Source organism: Amycolatopsis methanolica 239 (genome assembly GCF_000739085.1).
Lineage (GTDB): Bacteria > Actinomycetota > Actinomycetes > Mycobacteriales > Pseudonocardiaceae > Amycolatopsis_E > Amycolatopsis_E methanolica.
The window spans coordinates 2958311-2973761 of the sequence record NZ_CP009110.1 but is presented as its reverse complement, the minus strand read 5'-3'; the positions used below and the strand labels follow the sequence as shown (position 1 = coordinate 2973761).

General features: G+C 72.2%; 14 protein-coding genes and 4 tRNA genes. 7 read left to right on the top strand and 11 right to left on the bottom strand.

Going from position 1 to position 15451, the window contains the following annotated elements; all coding sequences use genetic code 11:
• Positions 1–25 precede the first annotated feature (25 nt).
• The 10 genes from AMETH_RS14255 to AMETH_RS14210 all read right to left on the bottom strand — a co-directional run bounded on the left by AMETH_RS14255 (position 26) and on the right by AMETH_RS14210 (position 11436).
• Entirely contained in the window at positions 26–2179 is a 2154-nt protein-coding gene (locus tag AMETH_RS14255) for a glycosyltransferase family 2 protein (protein WP_017987936.1), read from the bottom strand.
• Positions 2176–3102 (bottom strand): glycosyltransferase family 2 protein, encoded by a 927-nt coding sequence (locus tag AMETH_RS14250; RefSeq protein ID WP_017987935.1) that lies wholly within the window; start codon positions 3100–3102, stop codon positions 2176–2178. The genes AMETH_RS14255 and AMETH_RS14250 overlap by 4 nt, the downstream gene beginning before the upstream one ends.
• A gap of 72 nt (positions 3103–3174) precedes the next feature.
• The gene (locus AMETH_RS14245; RefSeq protein ID WP_026153973.1) at positions 3175–4200 is read right to left on the bottom strand and encodes an NAD-dependent epimerase/dehydratase family protein; all 1026 of its coding nucleotides are present in this window, start codon (positions 4198–4200) and stop codon (positions 3175–3177) included.
• Positions 4200–5003, bottom strand: a complete 804-nt coding sequence (locus AMETH_RS14240; protein WP_017987933.1) for a glycosyltransferase family protein — start codon at positions 5001–5003, stop codon at positions 4200–4202. The genes AMETH_RS14245 and AMETH_RS14240 overlap by 1 nt, the downstream gene beginning before the upstream one ends.
• Positions 5004–6278, bottom strand: a complete 1275-nt coding sequence (locus AMETH_RS14235) for a class I SAM-dependent methyltransferase (protein WP_017987932.1) — start codon at positions 6276–6278, stop codon at positions 5004–5006. It lies immediately after the preceding gene.
• Between the two features lie 214 nt (positions 6279–6492).
• A complete protein-coding gene (locus AMETH_RS14230; protein ID WP_017987931.1) occupies positions 6493–7566 on the bottom strand; it encodes a class I SAM-dependent methyltransferase in 1074 nt (357 codons plus the stop codon).
• The gene (locus AMETH_RS14225; protein ID WP_017987930.1) at positions 7563–8228 is read right to left on the bottom strand and encodes a PIG-L deacetylase family protein; all 666 of its coding nucleotides are present in this window, start codon (positions 8226–8228) and stop codon (positions 7563–7565) included. Before AMETH_RS14225 ends, AMETH_RS14230 begins: the two co-directional genes overlap by 4 nt.
• An 18-nt stretch (positions 8229–8246) precedes the next feature.
• Positions 8247–9770 carry a sugar transferase gene (locus AMETH_RS14220; protein ID WP_017987929.1) on the bottom strand — a complete coding sequence of 508 codons (1524 nt, stop codon included), beginning with the start codon at positions 9768–9770 and terminating at the stop codon, positions 8247–8249.
• A 572-nt stretch (positions 9771–10342) separates the two neighbouring features.
• Positions 10343–11032, bottom strand: a complete 690-nt coding sequence (locus AMETH_RS14215) for an IclR family transcriptional regulator (RefSeq protein WP_017987928.1) — start codon at positions 11030–11032, stop codon at positions 10343–10345.
• 329 nt (positions 11033–11361) lie between these two features.
• A tRNA-Val gene (locus AMETH_RS14210) sits at positions 11362–11436 on the bottom strand.
• Between the two features lie 383 nt (positions 11437–11819).
• Here AMETH_RS14210 and AMETH_RS14205 point away from each other — a divergent pair.
• The 7 genes from AMETH_RS14205 to AMETH_RS14175 all read left to right on the top strand — a co-directional run bounded on the left by AMETH_RS14205 (position 11820) and on the right by AMETH_RS14175 (position 14449).
• The gene (locus AMETH_RS14205) at positions 11820–12245 is read left to right on the top strand and encodes an SsgA family sporulation/cell division regulator (RefSeq protein ID WP_017987927.1); all 426 of its coding nucleotides are present in this window, start codon (positions 11820–11822) and stop codon (positions 12243–12245) included.
• Between the two features lie 113 nt (positions 12246–12358).
• Positions 12359–12431, top strand: a tRNA-Gly gene (locus AMETH_RS14200).
• A 25-nt stretch (positions 12432–12456) separates the two neighbouring features.
• A tRNA-Cys gene (locus AMETH_RS14195) sits at positions 12457–12527 on the top strand.
• 1 nt (position 12528) lies between these two features.
• Positions 12529–12603: transfer RNA gene (locus tag AMETH_RS14190), tRNA-Val, on the top strand.
• A 173-nt stretch (positions 12604–12776) separates the two neighbouring features.
• On the top strand, positions 12777–13295 hold the full coding sequence (locus AMETH_RS14185) for a hypothetical protein (RefSeq protein ID WP_017987926.1): 519 nt from the start codon (positions 12777–12779) through the stop codon (positions 13293–13295).
• Positions 13296–13490: 195 nt separating this feature from the next.
• On the top strand, positions 13491–14048 hold the full coding sequence (locus tag AMETH_RS14180) for a LysE family translocator (protein WP_017987925.1): 558 nt from the start codon (positions 13491–13493) through the stop codon (positions 14046–14048).
• A gap of 137 nt (positions 14049–14185) precedes the next feature.
• Entirely contained in the window at positions 14186–14449 is a 264-nt protein-coding gene (locus tag AMETH_RS14175; RefSeq protein ID WP_017987924.1) for a hypothetical protein, read from the top strand.
• A gap of 82 nt (positions 14450–14531) precedes the next feature.
• Here the strand turns inward: AMETH_RS14175 and AMETH_RS14170 are convergent, their stop codons facing one another.
• Positions 14532–15404 carry a LysR family transcriptional regulator gene (locus AMETH_RS14170; protein WP_017987923.1) on the bottom strand — a complete coding sequence of 291 codons (873 nt, stop codon included), beginning with the start codon at positions 15402–15404 and terminating at the stop codon, positions 14532–14534.
• Between the last annotated feature and the right edge of the window lie 47 nt (positions 15405–15451).

The window sequence follows — 15451 nt, the reverse complement described above, 5'->3', positions numbered from 1 at the left end:
CCTTCCTGCCCGTCGCCCTCCATCTTCACCGGCGGCCGGTTCCGGCCTCACCCCGGGCCCGCATCAGGGCCGCCGCGCCGCCGAGCAGCCCGAGGCGCTCGTCGCGGCGCAGCTGCCGCAGCCGCGACCGGGCGGCGCGGTCGGACAGCGGGAGCTCCGGGGTGCGGGACGCGAGCCGGGCCGCCCCGCGGGGCACCCGGCGCAGGATCGAGAACGCCGAAACCGGTCGGCGCCGCACGGACAGCACGAGCATCGCGGCCAGGCCGACGCCGTAGCCGCGCATCCGCTCCCGCAGTTCGAGCCAGTCGGCACGGTGGATGTGCCGGGCCACGGCGTGCGGGGTGTGGACCACCGCGCCGCCGGCGTAGGCCAGCCGCACGAACAGGTCCAGGTCCTCCCCCGCCATCGTCGGGGTGCCCGCGCCGAGCAGCGGGTCGAAACCGCCGAGCTCCTCGAAGACCTCCCGCCGCCAGGTCGCGCAGCTGCCCGGGCCGTAGCGCGCCATGGACAGCGGGTACAGCGGGTCCTCGCGCGCGGTGTCCCGGTCGATCCGCTGCCACCGCACCGAGTTGCTGTAGCCCTTGAGGCGCTCGAACAGGACCTCGGCGTCGGTCTCCAGGCTGGCGGGCAGCACGAGCGAGGTCACGCACCCGACCGCCGGGTCGGCGGCGAACTCCTCGGTGACGGCGTCGAACCAGCCGGGTTCGACGGTGATGTTCTCGTCGACGAACGCGATCAGGCCGTGGCTCGCGACGCGGGCGCCGGTGTTGCGGGCGATGCTGACGCCCTTGCGCGGCTCCACCACGTACCGCGCGCCCAGCGCCTCCACCTCGCCACGCAGCCAGTCGTCGCCCTCGAGCAGCCGCGGCAGGTTGTCGACCACGATCACCTCGAGGTCCGGGTACCCGGCCGCCAGCGCGGCGCGGGCGCTGGCCACCGCCTGCCGCTTGCGGTACGCGGTCGGGATCACGACGCTGACCGGCGGCCGGGTGAACTCCGGCCGTCGCCGCGGAGCGGGCGCGGTGGCCAGCTTCGGCAGCCGCACGACGCCGCATTCCACCGGGAGCAGCAGGACGTCGAGGGTGCGATCGCCGTCGCGGACGAGCACCTGCGCCGCGCGGTAGTGACCGACCGGCCGGTGCGGCACGGGCAGTTCCTCGGGTGCGGTGCGGGCGTCCACGGTGGCGATGTGGATCGGCCCGTGCACCAGCGACGACGGGCGCGGCCGGGCCGGGCGGATCTGCGCCTTGCCACGCAGGTACCCGGCCGCGGTCGAGGACACCACGGTAACCAGCCCGAGCACGCCGGCGGCACCGGACGTGCGGAACAACGCGAGCCACCCGAACTCACGCACCACGGCGGCCGGGATGGTCCGGCTCAGGTAGTCGCGCTCGGTGGACAGCGCCGCCTCGCTGCCGACGAGGCGCGAGACGTAGGCCTTGGACAGCCCTTCGCCCCAGCCGCGGCGGCGCAGGTAGGCCCACGTGGTGCGCTCCGGGGTGACGCGGTGGCGCACCACCGCCTGCGGCCGGAACACGATCCGCGCGCCGGGCGAGGCCTGGCGCAGCCGGATGCACAGCTCGGTCTCCTCGCAGCCGAGCGGCGTGCGCCCGATGCGCCCGAGGTCCTCGGAGAACAGCCCGGCGAGCGTGAACGCCTCGCGGCGGAAGGACATGTTGCAGCCCATCAGGTTGCGCACCGGCGCCTCCGCCGTGGGCTGCCCGGTGTAGGTGCAGCCGACGACCCAGTCCAGTTCGCCGTGCACCGACCCGCGGCCGGCCGGGAGCTTGGCCGGCCGCCGCCCGTCCGGCCAGCGCGGGCGGGCCGAGCCGCCGACGGCCAGCACGTCCCGGTCGCGGTAACCGGCCAGCAGCTGCTCCAGCCAGTCCGGCGCGGCTTCGGCGTCGTCGTCGAGGAAGGCGATCACGTCGCCCTTGGCGAGCCCGACCGCGGTGTTGCGGGCGCCGGACAGGCCGCGCCGCCCGGCGTTGGGCACCACCGTCACGCCGACGAACTCCGCGGCGGCCCGCCGCTCCAGCTCCGGGTTGTGGTCGATGACCACGATGATCTCGCGCGGCGGCGCGGACTGGTCGCGGGCGGAGGCGACCGCCGCGGTCAGGTCGTCCCAGCGCTCTTCGGTGTAGGCGCAGATCACCACGGTGGTGTCGAACGAGGTCATGCTTCGGGGGCTCCCGTGTCCAGCGCGAGCGGCGCCGGGGTGTCCACGACCGGCTCCGGGGTGAACAGGCCGAACCGGCGGCTGCGGCGCTGGCGGCCGACCCGCTGCCATTCGGCGACCAGCGTGCGCAGCACCCGGCCGCCGTCGGAGAAGGTGCGCAGGTTGGTCTCGCCGTGCAGGCGGGCCCGCTCGACGCTGGGAACCTCGGTGATCCACAGTCCCAGCGCGGCCATCCGGCAGTTGATCACGGTCTCGATCTCGAAACCGTCGCCCCACAGCATCTCCTCGCCGGCCGGCGCGAACACCGGCGGCAGGTTCAGCATCGGGACCAGGTCGCGCCAGAACGCGTTGTAGCCGTAGCAGAGATCGGTGAACCCGGCGCTGAACAGCGTGTTGGACAGGCGGTTGAGCCCGGAGTTCCCCGCGGCGCGGAGGTGGGTGATGTCGTGGCTGCCGCCCCCCGGGGCGAACCGGGTGCCCTTGGCGAAGTCCGCGCCGTCGGTGAGCGCTTCCACGAACCGCGGGATCTCCGCCGGATCGGCCGAGCCGTCGGCGTCGAACATCACGATCACGTCGCCGGACGCGGCGAGGAAGCCGCAGGCCAGGGCGTTGCCCTTGCCGCGCCGGGTCTGCTTGATGACCCGCACGCCCGGCCGCGCCGCACGCGCGACCTTCGGCGTGCCGTCCCCGGTGTCGGCGTCGACGACCAGCACCTCGTGCACGGGCGGCAGCTCGGGCAGGATCTCACGCAGGTTCGCCGCCTCGTTCTTCGCCGGCACCACGACGGTGACGCGTGGGTCGGGCCCGCGGCGGGGCGGGTGCGCGGCGGCGAAGGCGAACGCGTCGCCCAGGTTCTCGTAGTCGGTGACGGGACTGGGGGAATCCATGATCGTCAACGCCGTGCTGTCCTTGCTGGCGGGCACACCGGGTCGGCTGGTGCGCGGGTCGGGGAAGTGCGGGGCTGGTGCTCGATCGTGTGACGCGCGGCCCTGCGGTCAGGTTCGGTGTCTTCGCAGATCTTCCGCGAGACGGCCGCCTGCCTGCTCGGACTTCAGCCACGCGAGGCGGGTGTAGCGCTGCGTGAACGCGTCCATGGTCAGGCCGTGGCGGGTGTAGTGCCCGGCCAGCTCGCGCGCGCCGTCCTCGACGGACCAGACGGCCGCGTACCTGGGAAGCGCTTCCCGGATGCGGGAGAAGTCCACCCGGTAGGAGCGGTGATCGGGGCCAGCCTCGCCGGTGATGAGCAGTTCCGAGCCCGGCACGGCGGTAACCACGGACTCGGCGATCTGGCGGACCGTGAGGTTGTTGGCCTCGGTGCCCACGTTGAACGCCCGGTCGTGCACGGCTTCGGTGGGCGCGGTGAGCGCCGCCGCGAAGGCCGTGGCGATGTCGTGCGCGTGCACCAGCGGCCGCCACGGCGTGCCGTCGGAGAGCACCCGCACCTGGCCGGTGAGCACGGCGTGGCCCACCAGGTTGTTCAGCACGATGTCCGCGCGCAGCCGCGGGGAGAACCCGAAGGCGGTCGCGTTGCGCAGGTACACCGGGCTGAACCCGGAGTCGGCGAGGTCGTGCAGGTCGTCCTCGACGCGCACCTTGGACTCCGCGTACGGGGTGACCGGCCGCAGCGGCGCGTCCTCGGTGACCAGGTCGTCCCCCGCCGCGCCGTACACCGAGCAGGTGGAGGCGTAGAGGAAGCGGCGCACGCCGGCGTCCTTGGCGAGCTTGGCCAGCCGCACCGACGCGGCGTGGTTGATCTCGTAGGTCAGCTCCGGTGCGAGCGCGCCGAGCGGGTCGTTGGACAGCGCGGCCAGGTGGATCACGGCGTCCACACCGGACAGCCGCTCGGCGGTGACGTCGCGCAGGTCCACCGGATCGCCCGGCGGGTCGTCCGGGGCGGGCCCGAGCACGCACGCGGCGAACAGGCCGGAGTCCAGGCCCAGCACCTCGTGCCCCGCCTCGCGCAGCACCGGCGCCATCACCGATCCCAGGTAGCCCTGGTGCCCGGTCAGCAGGACCCGCATCAGCGCACCTCCGCCGGGATCGGGGCCGGGCGCTCCCACAGCATCCACGGGCGCGCGCCGCTTTCGTAGGCCGCGTCGAGCGCGGCGCGTTCCTTGAACGTGTCGGCGGGCTGCCAGAAACCGCGGTAGGGGTAGGCGATCAGCCGGTCCTTTTCGGCCAGCGCCGCGCAGCCGTCCTCGACCAGGTCGCCGTTCTCCGGGAGGTGGTCGAAGATCTCCTGCCGCAGCACGAAGTAGCCGGCGTTCTCCCACAGCGGCAGCCGGCTCGCCGAGCTGATCCCGGACACACGGTTGGTGCCGTCCCGGAACTCCACGCAGTGGAACGAGGACTGCGGCGGCACCACCATCATCGACGCACCGGCGTCGGAGGCGGCGAGGTTGTCAACCATGACGTCGAGCGGGGCGTCGGTGAGCACGTCGGCGTAGTTGGCGAGGAACATCTCCTCGCCCTCGACGTGCTTGCGAACCCGGCGCAGCCGCTCCCCGATCGGCGACTCGACTCCGGTGTGCACGAACGTGATCGACCAGTCGCTGATGTCGGTGGACAGCAGCTCGACCTCACCGCCGCGCAGCACGAAGTCGTTGGACGCGGTCTCGGTGTAGGTCAGGAAGAAGTCCGTGATGTGCCGCGCTCCGTAGCCGAGGCACAGGATGAAGTCGGTGTGCCCGAAGTGCGCGTAGTACCGCATCACGTGCCACAGCAGCGGCCGCGGGCCGACCATCTGCATCGGCTTGGGCACGTCGTCCGCGGGGCCGTTGCGCATGCGCATGCCGTAGCCGCCGCAGAAGAGCACCACCTTCATTCAGTTCACCTCGACAGCGTGCAGCACGGGATTCTCTGGGGAGACGATCTCCAGTTCCGGGATCGCGAACACCAGGCGGCCGCCCCAGTCGGCGACGTGGGCCAGCTGCTCGGTCAGCTCGGCGCGCAGGTTCCAGGGCAGCACGAGCACGTAGTCGGGCCGGTCCGCGGCGATCCGCTCCGGGGAGTGGATCGGGATCCGCGTGCCGGGCGTGAACCGGCCGTGCTTGTACGGGTTGCGGTCCACTGTGTACTCGAGCAGGTCGGGCCGGATCCCGCAGTGGTTGAGCAGGGTGTTGCCCTTGCCGGGCGCGCCGTAGCCGACGACCCGCTCGCCGCGGCGCTTCGCGCCGATCAGGAACTCCAGCAGCGACAGCCGGATCTCCTCGACGCGGCGCGCGAAACCGGCGTAGCCGGACAGGTCGTGCAGCCCGGCGGCGCGCTCGGTGTCCAGCACCTCGGCGACCCGCGGGGACGGCTCGCCCGCCGCCTCGGCGGGCCGCGCCCACACGCGGATCGAGCCGCCGTGCGTGTCCAGCAGTTCGACGTCGGTCACGGCCAGGCCGCCGGTCGCGAGCGCCCGCTGCGCCGAGGCGAGCGTGTAGTACTGGAAGTGCTCGTGGTAGATCGTGTCGTACTGGGTCAGCTCGACGAGGCTGAGCAGGTGCTGCACCTCGATCGAGACCCAGCCGTCGTCGGCGACCAGCGCGCGCAGGCCCTTCGTGAAACCGAGGACGTCCGGGATGTGCGCGTAGACGTTGTTGGCCACCACCAGGTCCGCGGGCCCGTGCTCGGCGCGGACCGCGGCGCCGGTCTCCGGCGTCAGGAACGCGGTCAGGGTCGGCACCCCGGCCTCGCGCGCGGCCGCGCCGACGTTGACCGAGGGTTCGATGCCCAGGCAGCGCAGGCCGCGGCCGACGACGTTGCGCAGAAGGTAGCCGTCGTTGCTGGCGACCTCGACGACGAAGGAGTCCGGGCCGAGCCCGAGGCGGCTCACCGCGGAGTCGACGAACTTCTCGGCGTGCGCCAGCCAGGAGTGGGAAAACGACGAAAAGTAAGCGTATTCGGTGAACGTCTCGGCGGGATCGATCAGGGGCGGCAGCTGGGCCAGCAGGCACTCCGGGCAGATCCGCAGATGCAGCGGGTACGCCGGCTCGGGCGCGTCGAGGTCCGCCGCGGCGAGGAACGATTCGCAGGGCGGGCTCGCGCCGAGGTCGACCACGCTGCGCAGACCCGGCGAACCGCACAGGCGGCAGGACAGCGTCTGGGCTGACATGGTGCGGCGTGCTCCCCGGTGATCGATCCTCCCGGCCCGGAAGGGGCCTATGTCAACGTGACTATAGGGATGGCAGTGGTCAGCGTTACGAGCAACCGAGTGATCAGCTCACCCCGATCGGGTGATCACTACCACTCGCCGTAGTGCCCTACCCCACGAGAAGTCACCGGGAAGAGATCATCTTCGCGTTTTGACCGGATTGACCGGCCACGATTCACGCCACGATCCACTCGCAGTGGTCGCCGTCGAGCTGCGGGAAGGCGGCGCGCACCTCGGGCTCGAGATCGGAGACGAACAGGAGGACAGCGCGCGGAATCGGGTGGGTGAGGACTTCCGTTGATACCACTGGGATCCGGGTACCGGGCATGCGCCGGCCGTGCTTCGCGGGCGAGACGTCCGCGATCTCCGGCAACAGATCGCTATCGATTCCGGCGCGGCGCAGCAACACCACAGCCCTGGACGCGGCGCCGTAGCCGACGACGCGCTGCCCCGCGAGCTCCCGCAGCCGCGCGCGGACGCGGTCGCAGCCCGCTTCGACGGCCCGGCCGAGCCCGGCGACGACCGGAATCCGGTCGGCCCCGGCGGCGCGTTCCCCGGCCACCAGGCCGGCGGTCTCCGCCGCCATACTCGCGTCACGGGTGAGTTCGAGGAGCACGGTGCCGCCGTAGAGGTCGAAGGTCCAGCTGCGGCCGGGCCGCAGGCCCGCGGACGCGGCCAGAGTGATCGCGGCCGGGGTGGAGTAGTAGGCGAAGTGCCCGTGGCGCAAGGCGTTCCACTGCCCCAGCCGGACGATCGAGGCCAGCGAGTGGAACTGCATCAGCAAGGCGCCGCCGGGCGCGAGCCGCGCGGCGCGGCGGGCCATGGCCGCGCGCTGGTCCGGTTCGTGCATCAACCCGAAGCAGTCGACGACGACGTCCGCGGGCTCGTCCTCGGCCGCCTCCCGCATGCCCGCGGCGCGCAGCAGCGGCAGCCACGAACCGCCGTGCGGGCTGCCGAACTCCGCCACGGTCGCGCCCGGTCGCACCAGCCCGGCACCCGTGAGGCGCGCGACCGCGGCGGCCGCCTGGTCGGTCAACGCCTTCGGCTCCACCCCGGCGGATTCCTCGGCCGTGCCCGGATCCTCGGCCAGCTGGGCCAGCGCGCACCGCGCGCACATCCACATCCGCAGCGGCCACACCGGATCCGGGCCGGGATCGGCCGCGGGCGGGAACAGGTCGCACGGCGGCTGCTCCCCCAGGTCCAGCACGACCTCGCCGTCGGTGGCGCCGCACGCCCGGCAGGTGATCACCGCGCCCCCTCGCCGAGCGCCAGCGCGAGCTTGTCCACGTAGAAGGCCTCCGCGTAGCGGGTGTGCTGCTGCACCCCGCGCAGCCGGGCCAGGCCGAGGAAGGCGTCACGGGTGTACCAGTCCCGGCCGTGCTGCGAGGGGTAGTGCTTGGCCAGCAGGTCGGCCTTCGCCTCGGCGACCTCCTCGGTGAGCGGCTGGTACACCGTGGGCTGGCCGAGGTCGCCGTCCCACTTGAGGATCTCGTAGCCGAGCACGGGCTGGTCGCGGAACACGGTGGGCACGATCTCGGCGAGCAAGCGGTGGTCCTGGTGGCGGTCGGCGGGCTGCGGCGCGAACACCAGGTCCGGCGTGACGCGGCCGCGCAGCGCGGTGACCGCGTCCTTGACCGCGTTCCAGTGCGCGGGCATCCGCCCGTCGGGCAGGTCCAGCACGGTCAGCTCGACGCGCGCCGGGGCGCAGAACTCGGTGAGCGCGGCCTGTTCCTCGGCGGCGCGCTCGGTGCCGCCGCCGGACAGGACGAGCGCGTGCACCTCGAGGTCCGGGCGGTGCGCGCACAAGGTGAGCAGCGCGCCGCCGGCGCCGATGGCGAGGTCGTCGCAGTGGGCGCCGAGCAGCGCTACCGAGCGGAGACGGGGGAAGGTGAGAGCCTGCACGTCCGGCAAGGGTGCCAGAGACGGGCGTCAGTACGCGCCCCGGCCTCCGGTGACCGCGCGGAACGTCTTCCACAGGATCGCCATGTCCAGCGCCAGCGACCAGTCCTCGACGTAGCGCAGGTCGAGGCGGACGGCCTCCTCCCAGGACAGGTCGCTGCGCCCGCTGACCTGCCACAGCCCGGTCATGCCCGGCTTGACGAGCAGCTTGCGGCGCGCGGCGCGCTCGTAGTTTTCGATCTCGGCGGGCAGCGGCGGGCGCGGGCCGACGAGCGACATGGTGCCGCCGAGGACGTTGAACAGCTGCGGCAGCTCGTCGAGGGAGTACCGGCGCAGCACCGCGCCGATGCGGGTGATGCGCGGGTCGCGGCGGAGCTTGAACAGCGGGCCGGAACCCTCGTTGTCGCCGAGCAGGCCGTGCCGCAGGCGGTCGGCGTCAATGACCATGGTGCGGAACTTGACCATGGTGAAGGTGCGGCCGTCGCGGCCGACACGCAGCTGGCGGTAGAACACCGGGCCGCGGTCGTTGAGCTTGATCAGCGCCGCGATGCCGAGCAGGAGCGGCGCGGCCAGCACGATCAGCGCGGCGGCGCCCATACGGTCGACGATGTCCTTCACGACACGGCGGCCGCCGGTGAACGTGGGCGCCGAAACCCGCAGCAGCGGCATGCCGAGCACACCGGAGACGTTGAGCCGTGGCCCGGCGATCTCCATCAGGACCGGGGCGACGACAAGTTCGGCGCCCGTGCCCTCGAGGTCCCACGCCAGCTGCTGCAGCCGCTCCGGTGTCCAATGCGGATCGGAGGTGACCGCCACGACCCGGTAACCGCCGCGGCGGACCTGGTCGGCGAGCTCGTCGAGGCGGCCGGCCACCGCGATGCCGCCGATCTCGCCGGTGGCGCGCTCGCCCTGCCCGGCCGCGGTGCACACGGCCGACACCTGCCACCCCACGTGCGATTCGGTTCGGGTGCGCTCGATCAGGTCGCGCAGTGTGTCCGCCGACCCTGCCGCGATCACCGAGTGCATGCACTCGCCTGCGCGGCGCTTGCGGTGCAGCACCTGCCGCAGCCCGTACCGCAGCGGGAACGCGATCAGCGCGACGGCCGGGACCGCGTAGAAGACCCACGGCTGCACGTCGAGCGCGCCGAAGAGCAGCCCGGCGAGCGCCACGACCACGGCGGCGATCACGAGGCTACGCCCGAGGCGGCGGAACTCCTCGGTGCCTTCGCCGAGCACGTGCTGGCTCCAGGCGTGGTTGATCGGCAGCGAGCAGAGGATCGCGAGCGCGGTGCCCGACGCGTGCAGGAAGTAGGGCCGTCCGGTGATGTCGAGGATCAGCAGCGCGCCGGTCACGATGACCAGCAGCGTGGCGACCACGTCCGCGATGATCACGTAGGAGCGGTACCGGTTCTCCCAGGGCTGGGCGGCCGCGCGGGGAGTGCTCTTCTCGCCCGGGCCGACGGCGTGCAGCCGGGCGTGGCCCGCGGGGCCTCGCGTTTCGGAACCCACAACCGCCTCCCCCAGCGGCATGGGCTTCCGCACCGGCTCTTCCATCCGACCTCCCGCGACGTCCGGCTGGGTGCCGGCGCGCCCCGATCACGCCGACGATTACGCAAAGTAATCGTGCTCTTTGCTCCGCCGACCCCAGCTGGGGCGGCATCTGCCCTGGAATCGGCGACGTTCAGAGTGGTGTTACAAGCCACTCCAAGGAATTTCGCCAGTGATCCGGCAGCTCTCCGGCCACGGTTCGATCACAGCCAGGTGACGGACCGCGGTCGTTGCTCACCCGCAAACAACTACTCCTGGTAGCCGGTTAATTGACCACTTCCGCATGTGTTTCATCTAGTAAAATGTAGAAGCTGAAATTGCCCCGTTCGGGGCATTGCCGGAGGGCCGCCCGGCGGCGAGGATTGCTCCCGCCGCACGCTTGTTCCCCACCGGCGCGGCGGCCAGCTGTAGTGCCACAGCCATTGACACCCCGGCCGCGGCTGGTTGGCGAGGGAACCTCGGCGCACTTGCGTCTTTCCGTCCTCCCCGGTGCACCGGGGTTCCCTTTCCACCAAAGAATCTCCACGGTGCGCGGCGACCGCGGGCCGGAATCACGGAACGCGCCCTCCGTTGGACCCCTACGCCACCTCACCGGAGGGCCGGGTGGAAATCTGCTCCGCGATGCGCCGCGACGCCCTCGCCGCCCCGGCCACGTCCCGCTGCGGGAACCGCGCCGCCGGGGCGCTCAGCGAAATCGCCGCGGGCAGGTTGGTCCCCAGCAACGGCACGGCGACGCACCGCCCGTCGGCCTCGTTCTCGCCGTCGTCCACCGCGTACCCCTGGGCCCGGACCTTGTCCAGCTCGGCGAAGTAGTCCTCGATCGTGACGATGGTCCGTTCGGTGCGCGCCGGCATCCCGGACCGCTCCAGCAGCTCGCGCACCCGCGCCTCGGGCAGGTCCGCGGCGATCGCCTTGCCCAGGGCCGCGGAGTGCAGCGGGTCGCGGTCGCCGCGGGAGGCGGCCAGCCGCACGCCGCGCCGACTTTCGATGATGTCGATGTAGATGATGTGGTCGCTGTCCCGCAGCCCGAGGTTCGCGGTCTCGCCGAACTCGTCCCGCACGCCCTCCAGCCACGGCCGCACCCGCTCACGGAGCAGTTCGAGGTGCCGGGACTGCATGCCGAGGAAGCCCAGGCCCGGCCGGCACAGGCCGGTCGCCTCGTCCCGCTCGACGTAGCGGTGGGTCTCCGGCGTCCACAGGTAGCGGTAGGCCGAGGACTTCGGCATGCCGGTGGCCTCGACCACCTCGTTGAGGGTGATGCCGTCCACCGACTCCTGCAGCAGGTTGAGGACGGCGCACGCCCGGTCGACGGCGCGCAGGGAGTAGTCGCGATCTTCGGCGGGGGAGGCTCGTCGGAGTTCCGATGCGGCGACAGCGAACTCACCTCGTTTCAGCAGCAGGAGCGAGCGTTTCGTGTTACCGCGGCCACACCGCTTCCCGCAGCCCTCACACGGATCCAGGGGACGAACGGGGTGAGGTGACGGCGGTCTCCCGCGCCAGAGTGACGTGGAACCAGTGCCGGAATGAAACAAAACAGCCCCAGGTTGGAAGCCTTGGGACTGGACGTCAGAGTGGCTTCACCTGGGGCCGGGTTCAGTGGTGGGCGATACTGGGATCGAACCAGTGACCTCTTCGGTGTGAACGAAGCGCTCTCCCGCTGAGCTAATCGCCCCCGTCCGTACGAGAGGGAACTCTAGCGGATAGCCTGCCGGGCACTGCAAACGGGTGGTCTTTGGACCACACGCTGCGGATATGACCCGACACGCTGCGGAGAAGCCCGAGGTGATCGAGGTAGGTCCCGGCCGTTGGGCGATCCAGGTCACGCGCCGGGCGGCGAAGCCACGCTGTCCTGCCCGCGTCAAACCGAGCAGTATGTGGGTAGACGATCAGCGAGGCCGGTCCCGCAGGCCGGTACCGCGCGAGCGTGAGTGCGGGAGACGCCGCGAACCCGTCCGGGTGAAGCCCGGGGATTTCGCGAAGCGAGACGGCGGGTACGTGCGTCTCACACTCGAAGCTCGGCCGAGCGGGCCGTGAAGGGAGACGAAAGGTAAGACGATGCGCAACGACCACGTGACGCTCCGCTCCACAGCGGTGTTCGACCTCCTCGCGCCGCGTGCCCCGGCCGTGCCCGTGAAGGTGGAGCTGCGGTACGACACCCGCGACCCGTACGCGGTCGTCGCGGCGTTCCGCACCGGCCGCGCCGGCTGGGTCGAATGGGTGTACGCCCGCGACCTGCTTGCCGACGGCCTGCTGGCCGAGGCCGGGGACGGCGACGTCCGCATCCGCCCGTCGGTCGAGGACCCCGAGTCCGTGATGATCGAGCTGAACTCGCCGTCCGGGCACGCCGTGTTCGAGGCGTCCGCCCAGGAGCTCGCCGACTTCCTGGACCGCACCTACGACGTGGTACTGCCGGGCAACGAACACCTGTGGATCGACATGGACGACGCGCTCACGCACCTGATCCCAAACGATCTTGGATAGCACCCGCGCGGGGGCGCGGAACACCCACCCCCCTGTTTTCGCGGGTTGCCGGGTCGGATATTGTTCTCTCACACCACGGCGACGGGGACCTTCGGAACCCTGAGTCACGGTAGGCGGACGTAGCGCAGCTGGTAGCGCATCACCTTGCCAAGGTGAGGGTCGCGGGTTCGAATCCCGTCGTCCGCTCGGAGGAGCCCACTCGGGCCCGCACGGTGGAGTGGCCGAGAGGCGAGGCAACGGCCTGCAAAGCCGTGTACACGGGTTCGAATCCCGTCTCCACCTCGCGCGATTAGCTCAGCGGGAGAGCGCTACCTTGACACGGTAGAGGTCACTGGTTCAATCCCAGTATCGCGCACCACCTCTGCAGAAACGCGGCGATCTACTGATCGCCGCGTTTCTGCGTTCCGGGGGCCGGACTGGTCCCATGATCGCGGTCACGACGGCTGTGACGTGCGGCAAAAGTGTGCCGGAACGGCCGCGGCGAGCTGTTAGCGTGCTCGGACCCCCACGTTTTCCGGAAGGTGTTCGGAAGTGTCCGCCGACCTGTCGTCCGTCATCGCGGCCACCGCGCAGTGGCTGTTGCGCGCGTACCCGCCCGAGCGCGGCGCGCTGAGCGCCGCACTGGCGGAGGCTCAGTGCCGCCAGGCCGCGACGGTCGCCGCGTGGCTGCGGTACCCCACGGCGCTGGACGCGGGGCTCCTCGGGGTCGTCGGCCCCGGCGGGTCCGGGCGGCTGGACTGGGTGGCGGGCGTCGACGTGGTGCCGGGCGAGGACACCGCGTGGCGCACGTGGGTGGACGAGGTCGTGGCCAGCTGGGCGGCGTGCCTGCTGGCGGACCGCTCACTTGCGGTGGCCGCGGCCGCCACGGTCAGCGGCTCGGTCCACGCGGCGGGCCTCGCGCCGGACTTCCGGCGCCTCACCGACCCCGACGTGCGCGACCGGCAGGCCGCTGTGCTGCTCCGGCACCCCGACCTGCTGTCCCCGGTGGCCGACCTGCACCGGGACGACCTGCTGGACCGTCTCGGCGAGGGGACGGCCCGCGCCGCCTGACGATTGTTCAGGAGGCGACCGGCGCCGCCGTGACCGACTCCACTAGGCGGAGCCACCAAGGCAACCCGTCCGCCTCTCACGTCCACTGGGAACCTTTCCGGAAAACCGCGTGCGGGCGGTCACCCTGGCGGTATCGTCGGCGGATGACCATGACCCAGCTCGTGGCACTTGGGGGCGTCATCGTTGCTCGCCGCGATGGCTCCGGGGCCGGATTTCCTGATCGTCAGCAAGAACGCGCTGGTGTCCAGGCGGCGGGCCGGCATGACCTGCGCGGCGGGGATCACCACCGGGGTGTTCTGCTGGGCGATCGCCACCGCGCTCGGGGTGGCCGGGCTGCTCGCCGCGTCCGCGGTCGCGTTCACCGTCGTCAAGCTCGCCGGCGCGGCGTACCTGCTGGTGCTGGGCGTGCGGACCCTGCTGACCGCCCGCCGCGGCCGGTACACCGCTCCCGGACCGGCCGCGGGCACCGGCAGCGCGTTCCACCAGGGGCTGGTGTGCAACCTGCTCAACCCCAAGGTGGCGGCGTTCTTCCTGGCGCTCCTGCCGCAGTTCGTGTCCGAGGGCGCCGGGGCCGTCGACCACCTGCTGCTGGTCGTCGTGGCGTCCGGGGTCACCCTCGTCTGGTTCCTGGTGCTCGCGAAGGTGGTCGGCGCGCTGCGGCGGGTGCTGTCGGCGACGCGGGTGCGGCGCGCGATCGACGCGGTGATGGGCACGCTGCTGGTCGGGCTCGGGGTGCGCATCGCGTTGCCCTGACCGAGGACGAAGGGTACCCGCCGCATGCCGGTCTTCCCGGCCACCGACGGCGTCGACATCGCCTACCAGGTGCGGGAGCAGGACTCGGACCTGCCGCTCGTGCTGCTGCACCACGGGTTCACGCGGCGGGCCGCCGGGTGGCGACGATCGACGCACGCGGGCACGGCGAGTCGGGAAAGCCGCACGACCCGGCGTACTACGGCGAAGCGCGGATGGCGCAGGACGTGTCGACGCTCCTCGACGTCCACGCTGGTCCTCGCCGGCCGCGACGATCCGCTCGCCCGGCGGTCCTGGCCCGCGCGATCCCGGGCGCGGCGGTGCGCGTAGTGGCGGGCGATCACCTGAGCGCCCTGCGCGATCCGGACTTCACCGCCGAGCTGATCGCGTTCCTGAAGGACTGAGCGCTCACACCGGTGGGCGCGCTCCCAGCGCCGCAGCCGCCGCTGCTTCCTCAACGACCCCCGCGCGTTCCGCAACGAGCGCTCACCCGTACCGCTCCCCCACGAAATCACTCAAACGCCCGGCGAACGCCTCCAGCGTCGCCGCCGCCTCGTGCCGCGCGTCCCACGCCGCGGTCAGCTTGATCTCCAGCCGGCGCTCCCCCGTGCCCACCCGCAACGGCACCAGCCCGAACCGCGGATCATCCGACACCAGCGCCACGCCGCGGCCCGCCGCGGCGTGCGCCTGCGCCACGGTGCCGTTCGCGGCCTCGATCACCCGCGCGTAGGTCGTGCCCAGCTCCAGCAGCGCCGCGTCCAGCGACTGCCGCGCGGTGAACGCCGGTGGCAGGACGATCACCTGCTCTTCGAGCACCTCCGCGAGCGGCACGCTCCCCCGGCCGCTCCACGGGTGCCGCTCCGGCACGTACGCCCACACCGGCAGCACCGCCAGCCGCCGCGACCGGTAGGGCGCCCGCGGCGCGGCCGTGGCGATCGCGAGGTCGGCGCCGCGGGCCAGGGTCTCCACCGCGGACAGGCCGTCCGCGCCCAGCACGTCGATCGTCGGGTCCTCGGGGGCCAGCGTCGCGATGAACGGGGCCACCACGTCGGTCAGGGTCACCGTCGGCGCGCCGATCGTGAGGCGGTCGATGCGGCCGTGCGCGTGGAACGTCGCCGCCGTCTTCAGCGCCGCGGCCCGCTCCAGCACGTCCCGCGCGTTCGCCAGCAGAGCCCGGCCGACCCGCGACGGCGTCATCCGCCGCCCGGCGCGGTCGAACAGCTCGGCGCCCAGCTCGTCCTCCAGCTGGCGCAGCTGCCGCGACAGGCTCGGCTGGGTGATGTGCAGCAGCTCGGCCGCCCGGCTGACCGTGCCTGCCTCGCAGGTCACCACGAAGTACCGGAGGTGCCGCAACTCCATTATGCCTCCCGGGCATCAAAATTCTGCCGACCAAGTATTGGACAGCA